The sequence below is a fragment of the Rhizobium sp. RAF36 genome, assembly GCF_052114105.1.
Taxonomy (GTDB): domain Bacteria; phylum Pseudomonadota; class Alphaproteobacteria; order Rhizobiales; family Rhizobiaceae; genus Rhizobium.
Genome location: NZ_JBFREC010000001.1, coordinates 900,321 through 915,593, shown reverse-complemented (window position 1 = coordinate 915,593; position 15,273 = coordinate 900,321). Strand labels below are relative to the sequence as shown.

14 protein-coding genes are annotated in these 15,273 nt (G+C 61.0%); 13 read left to right on the top strand and 1 reads right to left on the bottom strand.

What is annotated here, in order from left to right; all coding sequences use genetic code 11:
- Nucleotides 1-67 precede the first annotated feature (67 nt).
- Nucleotides 68-682 (top strand): GntR family transcriptional regulator, encoded by a 615-nt coding sequence (locus tag AB4Z25_RS04550; RefSeq protein ID WP_112539473.1) that lies wholly within the window; start codon nucleotides 68-70, stop codon nucleotides 680-682.
- Between the two features lie 51 nt (nucleotides 683-733).
- Here the strand turns inward: AB4Z25_RS04550 and AB4Z25_RS04545 are convergent, their stop codons facing one another.
- Nucleotides 734-1,546 carry a ferredoxin--NADP reductase gene (locus tag AB4Z25_RS04545; protein WP_112539797.1) on the bottom strand — a complete coding sequence of 271 codons (813 nt, stop codon included), beginning with the start codon at nucleotides 1,544-1,546 and terminating at the stop codon, nucleotides 734-736.
- 244 nt (nucleotides 1,547-1,790) lie between these two features.
- Here AB4Z25_RS04545 and pcsA point away from each other — a divergent pair, with 244 nt between their 5' ends.
- From pcsA to glmU, 12 genes are all read left to right on the top strand, one after another.
- The gene (gene pcsA / locus AB4Z25_RS04540; RefSeq protein ID WP_112539471.1) at nucleotides 1,791-2,519 is read left to right on the top strand and encodes a phosphatidylcholine synthase; all 729 of its coding nucleotides are present in this window, start codon (nucleotides 1,791-1,793) and stop codon (nucleotides 2,517-2,519) included.
- An 11-nt stretch (nucleotides 2,520-2,530) separates the two neighbouring features.
- Complete coding sequence (locus tag AB4Z25_RS04535) at nucleotides 2,531-3,511, top strand: quinone oxidoreductase family protein (protein WP_112539795.1); 981 nt, start codon at nucleotides 2,531-2,533, stop codon at nucleotides 3,509-3,511.
- Between the two features lie 41 nt (nucleotides 3,512-3,552).
- On the top strand, nucleotides 3,553-5,127 hold the full coding sequence (locus AB4Z25_RS04530; protein ID WP_112539468.1) for an ABC transporter ATP-binding protein: 1,575 nt from the start codon (nucleotides 3,553-3,555) through the stop codon (nucleotides 5,125-5,127).
- Nucleotides 5,117-6,202, top strand: coding sequence for an ABC transporter permease (locus AB4Z25_RS04525; protein WP_112539466.1), 1,086 nt, complete (start codon nucleotides 5,117-5,119; stop codon nucleotides 6,200-6,202). The genes AB4Z25_RS04530 and AB4Z25_RS04525 overlap by 11 nt, the downstream gene beginning before the upstream one ends.
- Complete coding sequence (locus AB4Z25_RS04520; protein ID WP_112539464.1) at nucleotides 6,199-7,119, top strand: ABC transporter permease; 921 nt, start codon at nucleotides 6,199-6,201, stop codon at nucleotides 7,117-7,119. Before AB4Z25_RS04525 ends, AB4Z25_RS04520 begins: the two co-directional genes overlap by 4 nt.
- A 56-nt stretch (nucleotides 7,120-7,175) precedes the next feature.
- Complete coding sequence (locus tag AB4Z25_RS04515; RefSeq protein WP_112443912.1) at nucleotides 7,176-8,246, top strand: BMP family ABC transporter substrate-binding protein; 1,071 nt, start codon at nucleotides 7,176-7,178, stop codon at nucleotides 8,244-8,246.
- Nucleotides 8,247-8,394: 148 nt separating this feature from the next.
- Nucleotides 8,395-9,357, top strand: a complete 963-nt coding sequence (gene ytfQ, locus AB4Z25_RS04510) for a galactofuranose ABC transporter, galactofuranose-binding protein YtfQ (protein WP_112539462.1) — start codon at nucleotides 8,395-8,397, stop codon at nucleotides 9,355-9,357.
- Between the two features lie 118 nt (nucleotides 9,358-9,475).
- On the top strand, nucleotides 9,476-10,999 hold the full coding sequence (gene ytfR, locus AB4Z25_RS04505) for a galactofuranose ABC transporter, ATP-binding protein YtfR (RefSeq protein ID WP_112539460.1): 1,524 nt from the start codon (nucleotides 9,476-9,478) through the stop codon (nucleotides 10,997-10,999).
- A complete protein-coding gene (locus AB4Z25_RS04500; protein ID WP_112539458.1) occupies nucleotides 10,996-12,006 on the top strand; it encodes an ABC transporter permease in 1,011 nt (336 codons plus the stop codon). The genes ytfR and AB4Z25_RS04500 overlap by 4 nt, the downstream gene beginning before the upstream one ends.
- Nucleotides 12,003-12,971: a galactofuranose ABC transporter, permease protein YjfF gene (yjfF, locus tag AB4Z25_RS04495; RefSeq protein ID WP_112539456.1), complete on the top strand. Its 969-nt coding sequence runs from the start codon at nucleotides 12,003-12,005 to the stop codon at nucleotides 12,969-12,971. The genes AB4Z25_RS04500 and yjfF overlap by 4 nt, the downstream gene beginning before the upstream one ends.
- A 27-nt stretch (nucleotides 12,972-12,998) precedes the next feature.
- Nucleotides 12,999-13,739 carry a FadR/GntR family transcriptional regulator gene (locus AB4Z25_RS04490; RefSeq protein ID WP_405049648.1) on the top strand — a complete coding sequence of 247 codons (741 nt, stop codon included), beginning with the start codon at nucleotides 12,999-13,001 and terminating at the stop codon, nucleotides 13,737-13,739.
- Nucleotides 13,740-13,830: 91 nt separating this feature from the next.
- Nucleotides 13,831-15,192: a bifunctional UDP-N-acetylglucosamine diphosphorylase/glucosamine-1-phosphate N-acetyltransferase GlmU gene (gene glmU / locus AB4Z25_RS04485; RefSeq protein WP_112539454.1), complete on the top strand. Its 1,362-nt coding sequence runs from the start codon at nucleotides 13,831-13,833 to the stop codon at nucleotides 15,190-15,192.
- Nucleotides 15,193-15,273 lie beyond the last annotated feature (81 nt).

Below are 15,273 nucleotides of genomic sequence, written 5' to 3'. Positions count from 1 at the left end.
GTGATCTTGTCATCGCTCGAAAGGCATGCGAGGGATGATATATCAGTAACTTGCAGCGGATCGCCTGATGCAGAACTCGCAAAGTCACCAATCCTATCTGGCGCTGGAGCACGCGATCGTCACGCTTGCGCTGAAGCCGGGTGCCTTGGTGACGGAACGGCAGCTGATAGACATGACCGGCCACGGGCGCACCCCGGTTCGCGAGGCGATCCAGAAGCTTGCCTGGCAGGGCCTCATCGTGGTGCGCCCGCGCGTCGGCCTGCAGATCGCCGAGATTGCGCCGGGGGATCATGCAAGCGTCATGCAGGTGCGCCGGGAGCTGGAGCCGATTGCCGCTTCCCTGGTCGCCGAACATGCAGGCGATGACCATCGAAATGCGCTGGCGGCGTGCGAGAGCGCCATGCGCGGCTGCGCCGACAGCGGCGATCTCGCCGCCTTCTTTGCCGCCGACAAGGCCTTCGACGAAATCCTCGAAGAGGCCTGCCCGAACCAGTTCATCACCGCGGCACTCGGCCCGGTGCAGACGCATTCGCGGCGTATCTGGTACTCGACGGCCAATCCTTCGCGTATGGAGCGTTCCATCGCGCTGCATGTCGCAACGATTGAGGCGATCCGCGAGGCCCGCACCGATGAGGCGCGCGACACCATGGTGGTGCTGATCGACTATCTCAGCCAGAAATGAAAACGGCTCCGTTTCCGGAGCCGTTTTTCCTCTGAAATCCAGTTGTGCGTATCAGCCGACGAAGGCGCGCTCGATGACGAATTCGGCCGGCTTGCTGTTGGCGCCTTCTTCAAGGCCAGCCTTTTCCAGCAATTCCTTGGTGTCCTTCAGCATCGCCGAGGAGCCGCAGATCATGCCGCGGTCGATGGCCGGGTCGATCGGCGGAATGCCGAGATCGGTGAACAGCTTGCCGGATTCAATCAGGTCGGTGATGCGGCCGGTGCGCTCGAAGTCCTCGCGGGTCACGGTCGCGTAGTGGCGCAGCTTGTCGCCGACGACTTCGCTGAGCAGTTCGTCATTGCGGATTTCGTCGACGAGGTCGAAGCCGTATTTCAGCTCGGCCACGTCGCGGGTCGTGTGGGTGAGGATGACTTCCTCGAACTTCTCATAGGTCTCGGGATCGCGGATCAGGCTGGCGAAGGGCGCAATGCCGGTGCCGGTCGAGAACATGTAGAGACGCTTGCCGGGGGTCAGCGCATCGAGAACCAGCGTACCGGTCGGCTTCTTGCGCATCAGCACCTGGTCGCCGGGCTGGATGCCCTGCAGATGCGACGTCAGCGGACCATCGGGAACCTTGATCGAGAAGAACTCGAGTTCTTCGGCCCAGGCGGGGCTGGCGATCGAATAGGCGCGGAACACCGGCTTGCCTTCGACCATCAGGCCGATCATCGCGAACTCGCCGGAGCGGAAACGGAAGCCCTGCGGCCGGGTCATCGTGAAGCGGAACAGCCGGTCGGTATAATGCGTGACGCTCAGCACCGTTTCGGCATAGACGTTTGCCGGAATGGAGGAGGCGAAGTCTTCGGTCTTTGCAGGGGCGTTCATTTCGGTATCGGATCCCGTATTCGTCGCACTGTAGTTCTGTGCGAGGCAGATATTACAAATCCGGCGGAAATTAAAGGCAATCCATTCTCCAGCACGCAGTTGAAGGGAAATATGCATGTCATTGTCAGGATTCAATGGCCTGTGGGCCGATGTCGCTTTTGATCTGGCGGAGCGGGACAAAGGATGCATATTAAGGCCAAAACGCGCCCGGTAGTAATGGGGGCGGCAGGCGGTACGGGGAAACATGAAGATTTTCAATTACAAGCGCGTGCCCTATGCGGAGATGCGCGCCTTTTCCGTCCATATTCTGACGGCTTCCGGCTCGTTTCTGGCTTTTCTCGGTGTCGTCGCCGCTGCGGAGCATCGCTTCATCGATATGTTCTGGTGGCTGGGTCTGGCACTCCTCGTCGATGGCATCGACGGCCCGATCGCCCGCAAGGTGCGGGTCAAGGAAGTGCTGCCGAACTGGTCAGGTGATACGCTCGACAACATCATTGACTATGTCACCTACGTGCTGCTGCCGGCCTTCGCACTCTATCAGAGCGGCATGATCGGCGAGCCCTGGTCCTTCGCCGCGGCCGGCATGATTGTCGTCTCCAGCGCCATCTATTATGCCGACATGGGCATGAAGACGGAGGAGTACTTCTTCTCAGGCTTCCCGGTCGTCTGGAACATGATCGTCTTCACATTGTTCGTCATGGATGCCAGCGCCTTGACCGCGATGATCGTCGTCACCGTGTCGGTTGTGCTGACCTTCCTGCCGATCAGCTTCCTGCATCCGGTCCGCGTCAAGCGTTTGCGGCCGCTCAATCTCGGCGTCTTCTTCCTCTGGTCGGCGATCGGCATCTACGCGCTGTTGATGCATTTCAGTGTGCCGCATTGGGCGGTTGTCCTCTTCATCATCAGCGGTATCTATCTCTATTGCATCGGCGCCGTGCTGCAGTTTTTCCCGGCGCTCGGAAAATCGGCATAAGGACAGGCATGATGGCACAGACGAAGGCAGTCGCGTTCAGCCGCAACGGCGGACCAGAGGTTCTGGAATATGTCGATGTCGATCTGCCGCCGCCATCTGCCGGTGAGGTGCAGTTGAAGCATGCTGCGATCGGCCTCAATTTCATCGACGTCTATTTCCGCGACGGCACCTACAAGGCGCCGCATCTGCCCTTCGTTCCCGGTAAGGAAGCGGCAGGAACCATTACCGCGGTCGGGCCCGGTGTCACCGATTTTGCCGTCGGCGACCGCGTTGCCTATGCCGGTGCGGATGGCGCCTACAGCGTCGAGCGCAATGTCGAGACCAAGCATCTCGTCAAGGTTCCCGACGGTGTCAGCCTGGAGACCGCGGCGGCGATGATGCTGAAGGGCATGACCGCCGAGTATCTCCTGAACCGTACCTTCAAGGTCGGCCCTGAAACCGTGCTGCTGTTTCACGCTGCCGCCGGCGGCGTCGGTCTGATTGCCGGGCAGTGGGCGAGGGCGCTTGGCGCAACGGTCATCGGCACGGCTGGTTCCGACGACAAGGTCAAGCTGGCGCTGGAATACGGCTATGACCACGTCATCAACTACAAGACCGAGAACTTCGTCGACAGGGTGAAGCAGATCACCGGCGGCAAGGGCGTCGATGTCGTTTACGACTCGATCGGCCGCGACACGTTTCCGCAATCGCTGGACTGCCTGAAGCCGCGCGGCCTGTTCGCGTCTTTCGGCCAATCCTCTGGCGGTATTGAGAATTTCACGCTCGCGGCACTGGCCCAGCGCGGTTCGCTCTACGCCACCCGGCCGACGCTCTTCAGCTATATTGCGACAGCGCAGGAGCTTAAGGATTGTGCAAACGCGCTATTTGCTGTTGTGCTGAGCAACAAAGTGCGTATCAATATCAATCAAACATATCCGTTACGTGAGGTGGGACGGGCTCACACGGATCTGGAAGCAAGAAAAACGACTGGAACTACGCTGCTGATCCCATAAGAGCCTCCAAGGCCAGATCGACAGTGAGAAATGAGGGGAACGTGTCGTCATCCAATGCGCCGTCGTCCGGTGCGTTACTGTCGGTCCAGAAGCTGACCAAGCATTTCGGCAGCTTTGCTGCCTGCAATGAAATCGACCTCGATATTGCGCCCGGCGAAATCCATGCTCTGCTTGGAGAAAACGGTGCAGGCAAGTCGACCCTGGTGAAAATGCTGTTCGGCGTGCTGGAGCCGACGGCAGGTCACATCCTCTGGCAAGGCAAGCCTGTCTCGATCGGCTCTCCTGGCGAAGCCCGTAATCTCGGCATCGGTATGGTCTTTCAGCACTTCTCGCTGTTCGAGGCGCTGACTGTTGCCGAAAACATTGCGCTTTCCCTCGCTGACACCATTCCGATCGGCAAGATCGCCGAAGAGGCGCGCACACTGTCGGCAGCTTACGGTCTGCCACTCGATCCGCATGCCCATGTTGCCGATCTCTCGGTCGGCGAGCGCCAGCGTATCGAGATCGTCCGCGCATTGCTGCAGAACCCCAAGCTGATCATTCTCGACGAACCGACATCGGTGCTGACGCCGCAGGAAGCCGACAAGCTGTTCGAAACGCTTTTCAAGCTTAAGGCCGAGGGCCGGTCGGTTCTCTATATCAGCCATCGTCTAGAGGAAGTGCAGCGCATCTGCGACCGCGCAACAGTGCTGCGCCACGGCAAGGTGACGGGTGCCTGCGATCCGAAGCAGGAGACGCCGGCATCGCTCGCCCGCATGATGGTCGGCAGCGATGTCGCAGCCGTCACCCATCCCGATCGCGGCAATAAGGGCGAGGTGCAGCTTGCCGTCAGCAGCCTGTCTGTCGCCGCGCGCACGCCTTTCGCGATGCCTCTGAGGGATGTCTCGCTTGCGGTGCGTTCCGGTGAGATCCTCGCGATTGCCGGTGTTGCCGGAAACGGCCAGGGCGAGCTCTTCGATGCGCTGTCGGGCGAGTATCCGGTCTCCGAGCCATCGGCGGTCGTCATCCGCAGCAAGCCCGTCGGCAACGTCGGGATCACCGCGCGCCGCCTGCTCGGCGCAGGCTTCGTTCCCGAGGAACGCCACGGCCACGCGGCTGTCTCCGCCATGAAGCTTTCCGACAATCTCGTCCTGGCGCGCTGCCAGTCCGACCGCAAGTCGTTCCTCGGCGGCGGCTTTCTGGGCGTCATCCGCCATGGTGCCGTCAAGAACGCCGCGCGCCGCATCTCCGAAGCGATGGACGTGCGCAAGAGCGGTGAGGATCCTGCAGCCGGATCGCTGTCGGGTGGCAATCTGCAGAAATTCATCGTCGGCCGCGAGCTCGACCGCCAGCCGGCCGTGCTCGTCGTCAACCAGCCGACCTGGGGCGTCGACGCCGGTGCGGCAAGCCGCATCCGCCAGGCGCTGGTCGATCTGGCGCGCGCCGGTTCGGCCGTCATCGTCATCAGCCAGGATCTCGACGAGATCTTCGAGGTGGCAACCGAGATCGCCGTCATCTCCGAGGGACGTCTGTCGCCGCCGTTCCCGGCTGGCGAATTGACGCGCGAAAAGATCGGCCTGCTGATGGGCGGCCTGCACGACAGCAAGCCCGCTGCGGAGGCCGCACATGCGCATTGAACTCGAAAAGCGCCCGCAGGTCTCGAAGCTCTACGCGTTCGTCTCGCCGCTGCTGGCTTTGGCACTGACACTGATTGCCGGTGCCATCATGTTCGCGATCCTTGGAAAGGATCCGATCCAGGCGCTCGACGCCTTCTTCATCGAGCCGCTGCTCGAGGTCTGGTCGCTGCACGAACTGGCGATCAAGGCCGCACCGCTGATCCTGATCGCCGTTGGCCTGTCCGTCTGTTATCGCTCCAACAACTGGAATATCGGTGCCGAAGGTCAGTTCACGGTCGGCGCCATCACCGGCTCGATCCTTCCGATCGTCTTCACCGAATGGCATTCGCCGATGGTGCTGCCGCTGATGCTGATCATGGGCACCATCGGCGGTGCCCTGTTTGCCGCGATCCCGGCGCTGCTGAAGGCGCATTTCAATACCAACGAGATCCTGACCTCGCTGATGCTGGTCTATATCGCCCAGCTGTTCCTCGACTGGCTGATCCGCGGCCGCTGGCGCAATCCACAGGGCTTCAACTTCCCTGAAAGCGTCAGCTTCCCGCCGGAGGCGACGCTTCCGGCCATCTGGGAAGAATCCGGACGAGCCCACTGGGCCTTCATCTTCGCGATCGTGGCCGCGGTGCTTATCTGGTTCATGATGAAATATACGCTGAAGGGCTTCGAGATCGTCGTCCTCGGCCAATCGGAACGGGCAGGGCGCTTTGCAGGGTTCTCGTCGAAGCGGATGATCTGGTTCGGTTTCCTGTTCTCCGGTGCGCTTGCAGGCCTCGCCGGTATCTCGGAAGTGTCCGGTTCGATCGGCCATCTGCAGCCGGCGATCTCGCCGGGCTACGGCTTCACCGCGATCATCGTCGCTTTCCTGGGGCGCCTGAACCCGCTCGGTATCATTCTCTCGGGCCTGGTGCTGGCGCTGACCTATCTCGGCGGCGAGGCGGCGCAGCTTTCGATCGGCGTCTCCGACAAGGTGACGCGCGTCTTCCAGGGGCTGCTGCTGTTCTTCGTGCTCTCCTGCGATACGCTTATCTATTACAAGATCCGCATCATCTGGTCGCGGGTCAGGGGAGGTGCGGCATGAGCATCTTCGAAGCCATCCTGCTGACCGTCATCACCGCCTCGACACCGCTCGTCATCGCCGCGCTCGGCGAACTGGTGGCAGAGCGATCCGGCGTCCTGAACCTCGGCGTCGAGGGCATGATGATCATGGGTGCCGTCGCGGCCTTTGCCGGCGCGCAGTTGAGCGGTTCACCCTATATCGGCCTGATCTGCGGCATCGCCGCCGGCGCGCTGTTCTCGCTGCTCTTCGGCTTCCTGACGCTGACGCTGGTCGCCAACCAGGTCGCGACAGGTCTGGCGCTGACGATCCTCGGTCTCGGTGTCTCAGGCATGCTCGGCGAATCCTTCGTCAGCGTCCCCGGCATCCGGTTGAGCCCGATCGTCTTCCCGTTCCTATCTGACATTCCGGTGATAGGCTCGGTGCTCTTCCGCCAGGACCTGACTTTCTACCTGTCGATCGCACTGCTGATCGGCGTCAGCTGGTTCCTGTTCCGCAGCCGTGCCGGCCTGAAGCTGCGCGCCATCGGCGATAGTCACGCCTCGGCCCATGCACTCGGCATTAATGTCATCCGCACCCGTTATCTCGCCGTCATCTTCGGCGGCGCCTGCGCTGGTCTGGCCGGTGCTCAGCTGTCGCTGGTCTATACGCCGCAATGGGTGGAGAACATGTCGTCCGGGCGCGGCTGGATCACGCTGGCACTGGTCGTCTTCGCCTCCTGGCGGCCGCTGCGCGTCTTTGCCGGCGGTTATCTCTTCGGCGCTGTCACCATTCTGCAGCTGCACGCCCAGGCATTCGGCATCGGCATTCCGGCGCAGTTCCTGTCGATGCTGCCCTACGCGGCCACTATTGTGGTTCTCATCATCATTTCTCATAATCGGCGCACGACGTTGATCAACACGCCCGCGTCGCTTGGCAAAGCCTTCGTACCGGAGCGATAGAAGAACAAGAATCAGACGGGTTTCCGGAAATCTCTTCAAAACCAACAGGGGTCACCATGAAGAAAATAGCACTCGCACTCGCTGCTTCCGCTGCCGCGCTGATCAGCGTCGGCTCGGCTCAGGCTGCGGACAAGACCAAGATCTGCTTCGTCTATGTCGGTTCGCACACCGACGGCGGCTACTCGCAGGCACATGATCTCGGCCGCCAGCAGATCCAGAAGGAATTCGGCGACAAGATCGACACGCCCTACCTCGAAAACGTTCCGGAAGGTCCGGATGCCGAGCGCGCCATCGAGCGTCTCGCCCGTTCGGGCTGCAAGCTGATCTTCACCACCTCGTTCGGCTTCATGGATGCAACCGTCAAGGTTGCCGCCAAGTTCCCGGATGTGAAGTTCGAGCACGGCACCGGCTACAAGTCCGGACCGAATCTCGCGACCTACAACTCGCGCTTCTATGAAGGCCGCTACATCCTCGGCCAGATCGCCGCCAAGACATCGAAGAAGCACGGTGCGGCCTACATCGCCTCCTTCCCGATCCCTGAAGTCGTCATGGGTATCAACGCGTTCGAGCAGGGCGCGAAGTCCGTTGACCCGAGCTTCAAGCTCAAGGTCATCTGGGTGAACACCTGGTTCGACCCGGGCAAGGAAGCCGACGCTGCCAAGGCGATGATCGACCAGGGTGTCGATGTTCTGACCCAGCACACCGACACGACCGCGCCGATGCAGGTTGCTGAAGAGCGCGGCATTCACGCTTTCGGTCAGGCATCCGACATGATCGCAGCCGGCCCCAAGGCTCAGCTGACGGCAATCGTCGATACCTGGGGCAACTACTACTCCAAGCGCGTGCACGCGCTGCTCGACGGCACCTGGAAGTCCGAGCAGAGCTGGGATGGTCTGAAGGACAACATCCTGAAGATGGCGCCCTACACGAACATGCCGGATGACGTGAAGAAGATGGCCGAGGAAACCGAAGCCAAGATCAAGTCCGGCGAGCTGCATCCCTTCACCGGTCCGATCAACAAGCAGGACGGTACGCCGTGGCTGAAGGCTGGCGAAAAGGCTGATGACGGCACGCTGCTCGGCATGAACTTCTACGTCGAAGGCGTCGACGACAAGCTGCCGCAATAATATCTGGCCGCAACTTTTGCGATTGCGAAAGGCGCTCCGAAAGGGGCGCCTTTTTTGCTGCAGCGCATGCTAAAATGTCCATTTACAAAAGTAATACTATATGATTTTTTGAACGTGTCGCGAGGAGCGGCAATTGGGAGAGACAATCATGAAATTGAAAACTGCACTTTTGAGTGCCACGGTTTTGGCTGCCTGCATGTTAGGTTCGGCCAACGCGGCCCAGCTCGTCGTCGGCTTTTCGCAGATCGGCTCGGAGTCGGGCTGGCGTGCGGCAGAGACGACCGTCACCAAGCAGGAAGCCGAGAAGCGCGGCATCGACCTGAAGTTCTCCGATGCTCAGCAGAAGCAGGAAAACCAAATCAAGGCGATCCGCTCCTTCATCGCGCAGGGCGTCAACGCCATCCTTCTGGCACCGGTTGTTGAAACCGGCTGGGACGACGTCCTGAAGGAAGCCAAGGAAGCCGAAATCCCGGTCATCCTTCTCGACCGCACCATCAAGGCGCCGGATGATCTCTATCTGACGGCCGTCACCTCCGATCAGATCCACGAAGGCAAGGTTGCCGGCGACTGGCTAGTCAAGAATGTCGGCGACAAGAAGTGCAACGTCGTCGAGCTTCAGGGCACCACCGGCTCCTCGCCGGCGATCGCCCGCAAGAAGGGCTTCGAGGAAGCCATTGCCGGCCACAAGAACTTCAAGATCGTCCGCAGCCAGACGGGCGACTTCACTCGTGCCAAGGGCAAGGAAGTCATGGAAAGCTTCCTGAAGGCGGAGAATGGCGGCAAGGATATCTGCGCCCTCTACGCCCATAACGACGATATGGCCGTCGGCGGCATCCAGGCGATCAAGGAAGCCGGCCTGAAGCCGGGCAAGGACATCCTCGTCGTCTCGATCGACTCGGTTCCGGATATCTTCACGGCGATGGCCGCAGGTGAAGCCAACGCGACCGTCGAGCTGACGCCGAACATGGCAGGCCCGGCTTTCGACGCCCTCGACGCCTACCTGAAGGACAAGAAGGCGCCGCCGAAGTGGATCCAGACGGAATCGAAGCTCTATACCCAGGCTGACGATCCGAAGAAGGTCTACGAGTCCAAGAAGGGTCTCGGTTACTGATCGGCACTGAACCCGCACCGGCCCATCATGGACCGGTGCGGACTTGCCTCTGCACGCGGGACATCATGTCCCGCGCCTGCAACGGCACGACGGCTGAATATCAGGAAAAGACCGGACCATGATTCACGATTTCGAGAACGTCCTCGTCGCGTCAGGCATATCGAAATTCTTCCCCGGCGCGGTGGCGCTGGACAAGGTTGATTTCACGCTGCGCAAGGGCGAAGTGCATGCGCTGCTCGGCGAAAACGGGGCAGGCAAGTCGACGCTGATCAAATGCATGACGGGCGCCTATCGCCACGACGAAGGCACGCTGACGCTCGACGGCAACCACATCGATCCTGCCGATACGCTGGCAGCTCAAAAGCTCGGCATCGGCACCGTCTATCAGGAGGTCAACCTCCTCGCCAATCTCAGCGTCGCGGAGAACCTGTTTCTCGGCCGCCAGCCGCGCCGCTTCGGCATGCTGGATAACCGCGCCATGAACCGCCAGGCGCGCGACCTGCTGGCACAATACGGTCTTACCATCGACGTCACCGCGCAGCTCGATCGCTTCTCGGTCGCCGTGCAGCAGGTGATCGCCATTGCCCGTGCCGTCGATCTCTCGGGCAAGGTCCTGATCCTCGACGAGCCGACCGCCAGCCTGGACACTCAGGAAGTGGCGATGCTCTTCGGCATCATCAGGAACTTGAAGGAGCGTGGATTAGGCATTGTTTTCATTACCCACTTCCTTGAGCAGGTCTATGAAATCAGCGATCGCATCACCGTGCTGCGCAACGGCAAGCTGGTCGGAACGCGCGACAAGGCGGAGCTACCGCGACAGGGGCTGATCTCGATGATGCTCGGCCGCGAACTGGCGCATGCCGAAGAGGCCGCCAAGGAGCGCAGCATTGCCGCCGGCGCCGTCAAGTATCGCTTCGAAGGTTACGGCAAGCGCGGCAAGGTGAAGCCCTTCGACCTCGATGTCCGCGTCGGCGAAGTCGTCGGCATCGCGGGCCTGCTCGGATCCGGCCGCACCGAGACTGCGGAATTGCTGTTCGGCATCGAGAATGCCGATAGCGGCAAGGCCGAAGTTGACGGCAAGCCGGTGGCGCTGGCCAATCCAAGGGCGGCAATCCGCCATGGCTTCGGCTTCTGCCCCGAGGATCGCAAGACCGATGGCATCATCGGCGACCTGTCGATCCGCGAGAATATCGCGCTGGCACTCCAGGCGCGCCGCGGCTGGGCGAGGCCGCTCTCCCGCAGCGAGCAGAATGCTCTGGCCGACCAATATATCAAGGCACTGGATATCCGCACCACGGACCGCGAGAAGCCGATCCGGCTGCTGTCAGGGGGCAACCAGCAGAAAGCCATTCTGGCGCGCTGGCTGGCCACCAATCCTGGTTTCCTGATCCTCGACGAGCCGACGCGCGGTATCGATGTCGGCGCCCATGCCGAGATCATCCGGCTGATCGAAGAGCTCTGTGCCAAGGGCATGTCGCTGATCGTCATTTCATCCGAACTGGAAGAACTCGTCGCTTACAGCTCGCGCGTCATCGTGCTGCGCGACCGCGAGCATATTGCCGAGCTGACCGACGACCGCATAACCGCATCCGGCATCGTTGACGCCATTGCTGCGGCTGACAAGAAAACGGAGGATGCATGAGTTCCTCGCTGAAGGCGCTTGCCATACGCCTGGCGCCGCAATTGATTGCGCTTGCTGTCATTCTTTTGTTGAATTTCATCATGTTCCCGCAATTTTTTAATGTCGTTATTCAAAATGACCGCCTCTATGGCAGTTTGATCGATGTGCTGAACCGCGGGGCGCCGGTGGCGCTGCTGGCGATCGGCATGACGCTTGTGATCGCCACCAAGGGGATCGATCTCTCGGTCGGTGCCGTCATCGCCATCTGCGGTGCGGTCGCGGCTTCCTCGATCGTCTCAGGAAACTCGCTCGGCTATACGCTGATCGCCGCGCTGGTCGTCGGTCTGCTCTGCGGCGTGTGGAATGGCTTCCTGGTTGCCGTCCTCAATATCCAGCCGATCATCGCCACGCTGGTGCTGATGGTCGCCGGCCGCGGCATCGCCCAGCTGATCACCGAAGGCGTGATCATGACCTTTAACGATCCCGGCCTGATCTTCTTCGGCAGCGGCTCCTTTGCCTTCCTGCCGATGCCCGTCGTCATCTGGCTGGTAGCCGGGGCGATCGTTATCGCGCTGGTTCGCCGCACCGCTCTTGGCATGCTGGTTGAAGCAGTCGGCATAAATCGCAGAGCCAGCACGCTTTCTGGCGTTCGTACACCTGTCTTGCTGATGGCTGTCTATATGCTGAGCGGCCTTTGCGCGGCCATCGCCGGCATCATCGTCGCCGCCGATATCAAGGGCGCGGATGCCAACAACGCCGGGCTCTGGCTGGAGCTCGATGCCATCCTAGCTGTCGTCGTCGGCGGCAATTCGCTGCTCGGCGGGCGGTTCAGCATTCTCGGTTCGCTGATCGGCGCGATGATCATCCAGTCGGTCAACACAGGCATCCTGCTGTCGGGCTTCCCGCCGGAGTTCAACCTCATCATCAAGGCGGTGATCATCCTGGTGATCCTAATCATACAGTCGCCGGCACTGCAGTCTGCCGCCGTCTTCATCAGCCGCAAGTCCAGAGCGGAGCAGCCGAAATGAATTCCCGATACCTGCCGCTGCTCGCGACCATCGTCATCTTCATCCTGGCCTATGCGGCCTGCGCGCTGCAGTATCCCAACATGCTGTCGACGCGTGTTGCCGGAAACCTTCTGACCGACAATGCCTTTCTCGGCATCGCCGCCGTTGGCATGACCTTCGTCATCATTTCCGGCGGCATCGATCTGTCGATCGGTTCGGTCATCGCCTTCACCGGCGTCTTCCTCGCCGTCATTCTGCGCGACACCTCCATCCACCCGCTGCTCGCCTTCGTGCTGGTGCTGGTCATCACCACTATCTTCGGCGGGCTGATGGGAGCGGTGATCCATTATCTGAAGATGCCGCCCTTCATCGTCACGCTCGCCGGCATGTTCCTGGCGCGCGGCATGTCTTACGTGCTGTCGATCGACAGCATCCCGATCGAGCATGACTACTATTCTACGCTGACAAGCATCTACTACCGCCTTCCGGGCGGCGGCCGCCTGACGCTGATCGGCGGCATCATGCTCATCATCTTCATCGCCGGCATCTTCGTCGCCCATCGCACCCGCTTCGGCGCAAACGTCTATGCGCTTGGCGGCGGAGTGCAGACGGCTGAGCTGATGGGGGTTCCGGTCGCCAAGACGACCATCCAGATCTATGCGCTTTCAGGCTTTCTCGCGGGCCTATCCGGAATCGTTTTTTCTCTCTATACCTCGGCCGGTTATTCCCTTGCAGCGGTGGGCGTCGAGCTCGATGCCATCGCAGCGGTCGTCATCGGAGGGACGCTGCTGACTGGGGGTGCAGGATTTGTAGCAGGGACCTTCATCGGTCTCCTGATACAGGGGCTCATTCAGACATACATCACCTTCGACGGGACCCTGTCGAGCTGGTGGACGAAGATCTTGATCGGGCTTCTGCTCTTTGCATTCATTCTGATGCAGAAGGCCATTCTGTTCCTTTCCAGCCTGAACAAGAGGTATGCCTGACGGAGGACGTGTTGCTTGCGCAACAGAATGATTGATACCCGCAGAACGGGACGGAAGACACGGACAAGCCACGCACAGGTCGTGGACGAGCTTGGCAGAGCCATGGTCGCCGGAACATATCCGGTCGGTTCGATCCTGCCCGGTGACGTGGAGCTCGCCCAGCGCTTCAAGGTCTCCCGCACGGTGCTTCGCGAAACCATGAAGACGCTTGCCGCCAAGGGTATGGTCGTTGCCAAGGCGCGCGTCGGAACGCGTGTGACAGAGAAGAACCTCTGGAACATGTTCGACAGCGAGATCATCGCCTGGCACTTCGATAACGGCGCCACCGAAGAATTCCTGCTGCAGCTCTACGATATCCGCCTGGCATTCGAGCCCTTCGCGGCTGGCCTCGTCGCCGAGCGCGCCACCGGCGATGATATCGCACATTTGCGCGAACTGGCACTGGTCATGGCGGAACCCGGCCACACCACCGAGAGCTTGGCGCTCGCCGACCTCCGATTCCATCTGGCGGTCGCCGATGCCTCGCACAATCCCTTCATGCGCACGCTCGGCAGCCTGATCGAGGCAGCCCTTGTCGGCATGTTCCGCATCAGCACACCGCCATCGCAGAACGGCTTCTCGAATATCGCCGATACCCATATGCGGATCGTCGATGCGATCGCCGCCGGCGATGTTGCCGGTGCCCGCAAGGCGATGGAAGACGTCATCATCGATGGTCGCGATCACGTCCACGAAGCCTTCCTCACGATGAGCCGCGCCTCGGCCTAGCGGCGTAATCCATTTTTCATCTTTGTCGCCGCTTCGCCTTGCTGCTATGTCACAGCAAAAGCGTCGAACAACGGATTCCCGGAGCCTGCATATGGAACGCACCTGCCTTGCCGTCATCCTCGCCGCCGGTGACAGCACCCGCATGAAGTCTTCGAAGTCGAAGGTTCTGCATCCGGTGGCCAACCGGCCGATGATCGCCCATGTGGTCGATGCCGTGTCGAAGGCCAGCATTTCGTCGGTCGCGCTCGTCGTCGGCCGCGATGCCGACGAAGTGGCAAAAGCCGCATCGGTCAGCGGCGTTGCCGTAGAAGCGCATCTGCAAAAGGAGCGGCTTGGGACCGGTCATGCGGTGCTCGCTGCCCGCCAGGCGATCGCCCGCGGCTATGACGACATCCTCGTCACCTACGGCGATGTTCCGCTGCAGACCGATGGACCGCTGAAGGCGGCACGTCAGGGGCTTGCCGATGGCAGCGACATCGTCGTCATCGGCTTCCATACCGATAAGCCGACAGGCTACGGTCGTCTGCTGGTCAAGGACGGGGAACTCATTGCCATCCGCGAGGAAAAAGACGCGACCGATGCCGAGCGCACCGTAAACTGGTGCAACAGCGGCCTGATGGCCATCAACGGCCGCAAGGCGCTGGATCTGCTTTCCCGGATCGGCAACAGCAATGCCAAGGGCGAATACTATCTGACCGACCTCGTCGAGATCGCCCGTTCGCTGGGCGGACGGGTGACGGCTGTCGATGCGCCGGAAGTCGAGATGACCGGCTGCAACAACCGCGCCGAGCTCGCTAACATCGAGCGCCTCTGGCAGGAGCGCCGCCGCCACGAACTGATGCTGTCAGGCGTATCGATGATTGCGCCTGAAACCGTCTTCCTGTCGCATGACACGGTGATCGGCCAGGATGCGTTGATCGAACCGAACGTCATCTTCGGACCCGGTGTGACGATCGACAGCGGCGCCGTCATTCACGCCTTCTCGCATATCGAGGGCGCCCATGTCAGCGCCGGCGCCACGGTCGGCCCGTTTGCACGCCTGCGCCCCGGCGCCGATCTCGGCGAGGGCTCGAAGGTCGGCAATTTCTGCGAAGTGAAGAATGGCAAGATCGCCGAGGGCGCCAAGGTCAACCATCTGACCTATATCGGCGACGCCGTCGTCGGCGCTCACACCAATATCGGGGCAGGGACCATCACCTGCAATTACGATGGGGTGAACAAGCACGAGACCAGGATCGGTGCCAACGCCTTCATTGGGTCGAACAGTTCGCTGGTCGCACCTGTCCGGATTGGGGATGGCGCCTACATTGCGTCCGGTAGCGTCATCACCGATGATGTTCCGGACGAAGCGCTTGCATTTGGACGTGCGCGCCAGGAAATAAAGCCGGAGCGTGCGAAGGTTTTGCGCGAGCGGGCGCTGGCGATCAAGGCTCAGAAGAAGGCCAAGGGCTGAGTTACGGGCCGAAATCCAAAGTGACCGCCTGACCGATTGAGAAATAAGAATAAATCGATAGGAGTGGCGTCACTATTTCGA

Coding starts and splice junctions, on each gene's coding strand:
- yjfF (WP_112539456.1), top strand. CDS start 12,003: ATGAATTCCCGATACCTGCCGCTGCTCGCGACCATCGTCATCTTCATC.
- AB4Z25_RS04490 (WP_405049648.1), top strand. CDS start 12,999: ATGATTGATACCCGCAGAACGGGACGGAAGACACGGACAAGCCACGCA.
- AB4Z25_RS04535 (WP_112539795.1), top strand. CDS start 2,531: ATGGCACAGACGAAGGCAGTCGCGTTCAGCCGCAACGGCGGACCAGAG.
- AB4Z25_RS04520 (WP_112539464.1), top strand. CDS start 6,199: ATGAGCATCTTCGAAGCCATCCTGCTGACCGTCATCACCGCCTCGACA.
- AB4Z25_RS04545 (WP_112539797.1), bottom strand. CDS start 1,546: ATGAACGCCCCTGCAAAGACCGAAGACTTCGCCTCCTCCATTCCGGCA.
- ytfR (WP_112539460.1), top strand. CDS start 9,476: ATGATTCACGATTTCGAGAACGTCCTCGTCGCGTCAGGCATATCGAAA.
- glmU (WP_112539454.1), top strand. CDS start 13,831: ATGGAACGCACCTGCCTTGCCGTCATCCTCGCCGCCGGTGACAGCACC.
- AB4Z25_RS04515 (WP_112443912.1), top strand. CDS start 7,176: ATGAAGAAAATAGCACTCGCACTCGCTGCTTCCGCTGCCGCGCTGATC.
- AB4Z25_RS04550 (WP_112539473.1), top strand. CDS start 68: ATGCAGAACTCGCAAAGTCACCAATCCTATCTGGCGCTGGAGCACGCG.
- AB4Z25_RS04500 (WP_112539458.1), top strand. CDS start 10,996: ATGAGTTCCTCGCTGAAGGCGCTTGCCATACGCCTGGCGCCGCAATTG.
- AB4Z25_RS04525 (WP_112539466.1), top strand. CDS start 5,117: ATGCGCATTGAACTCGAAAAGCGCCCGCAGGTCTCGAAGCTCTACGCG.
- ytfQ (WP_112539462.1), top strand. CDS start 8,395: ATGAAATTGAAAACTGCACTTTTGAGTGCCACGGTTTTGGCTGCCTGC.
- pcsA (WP_112539471.1), top strand. CDS start 1,791: ATGAAGATTTTCAATTACAAGCGCGTGCCCTATGCGGAGATGCGCGCC.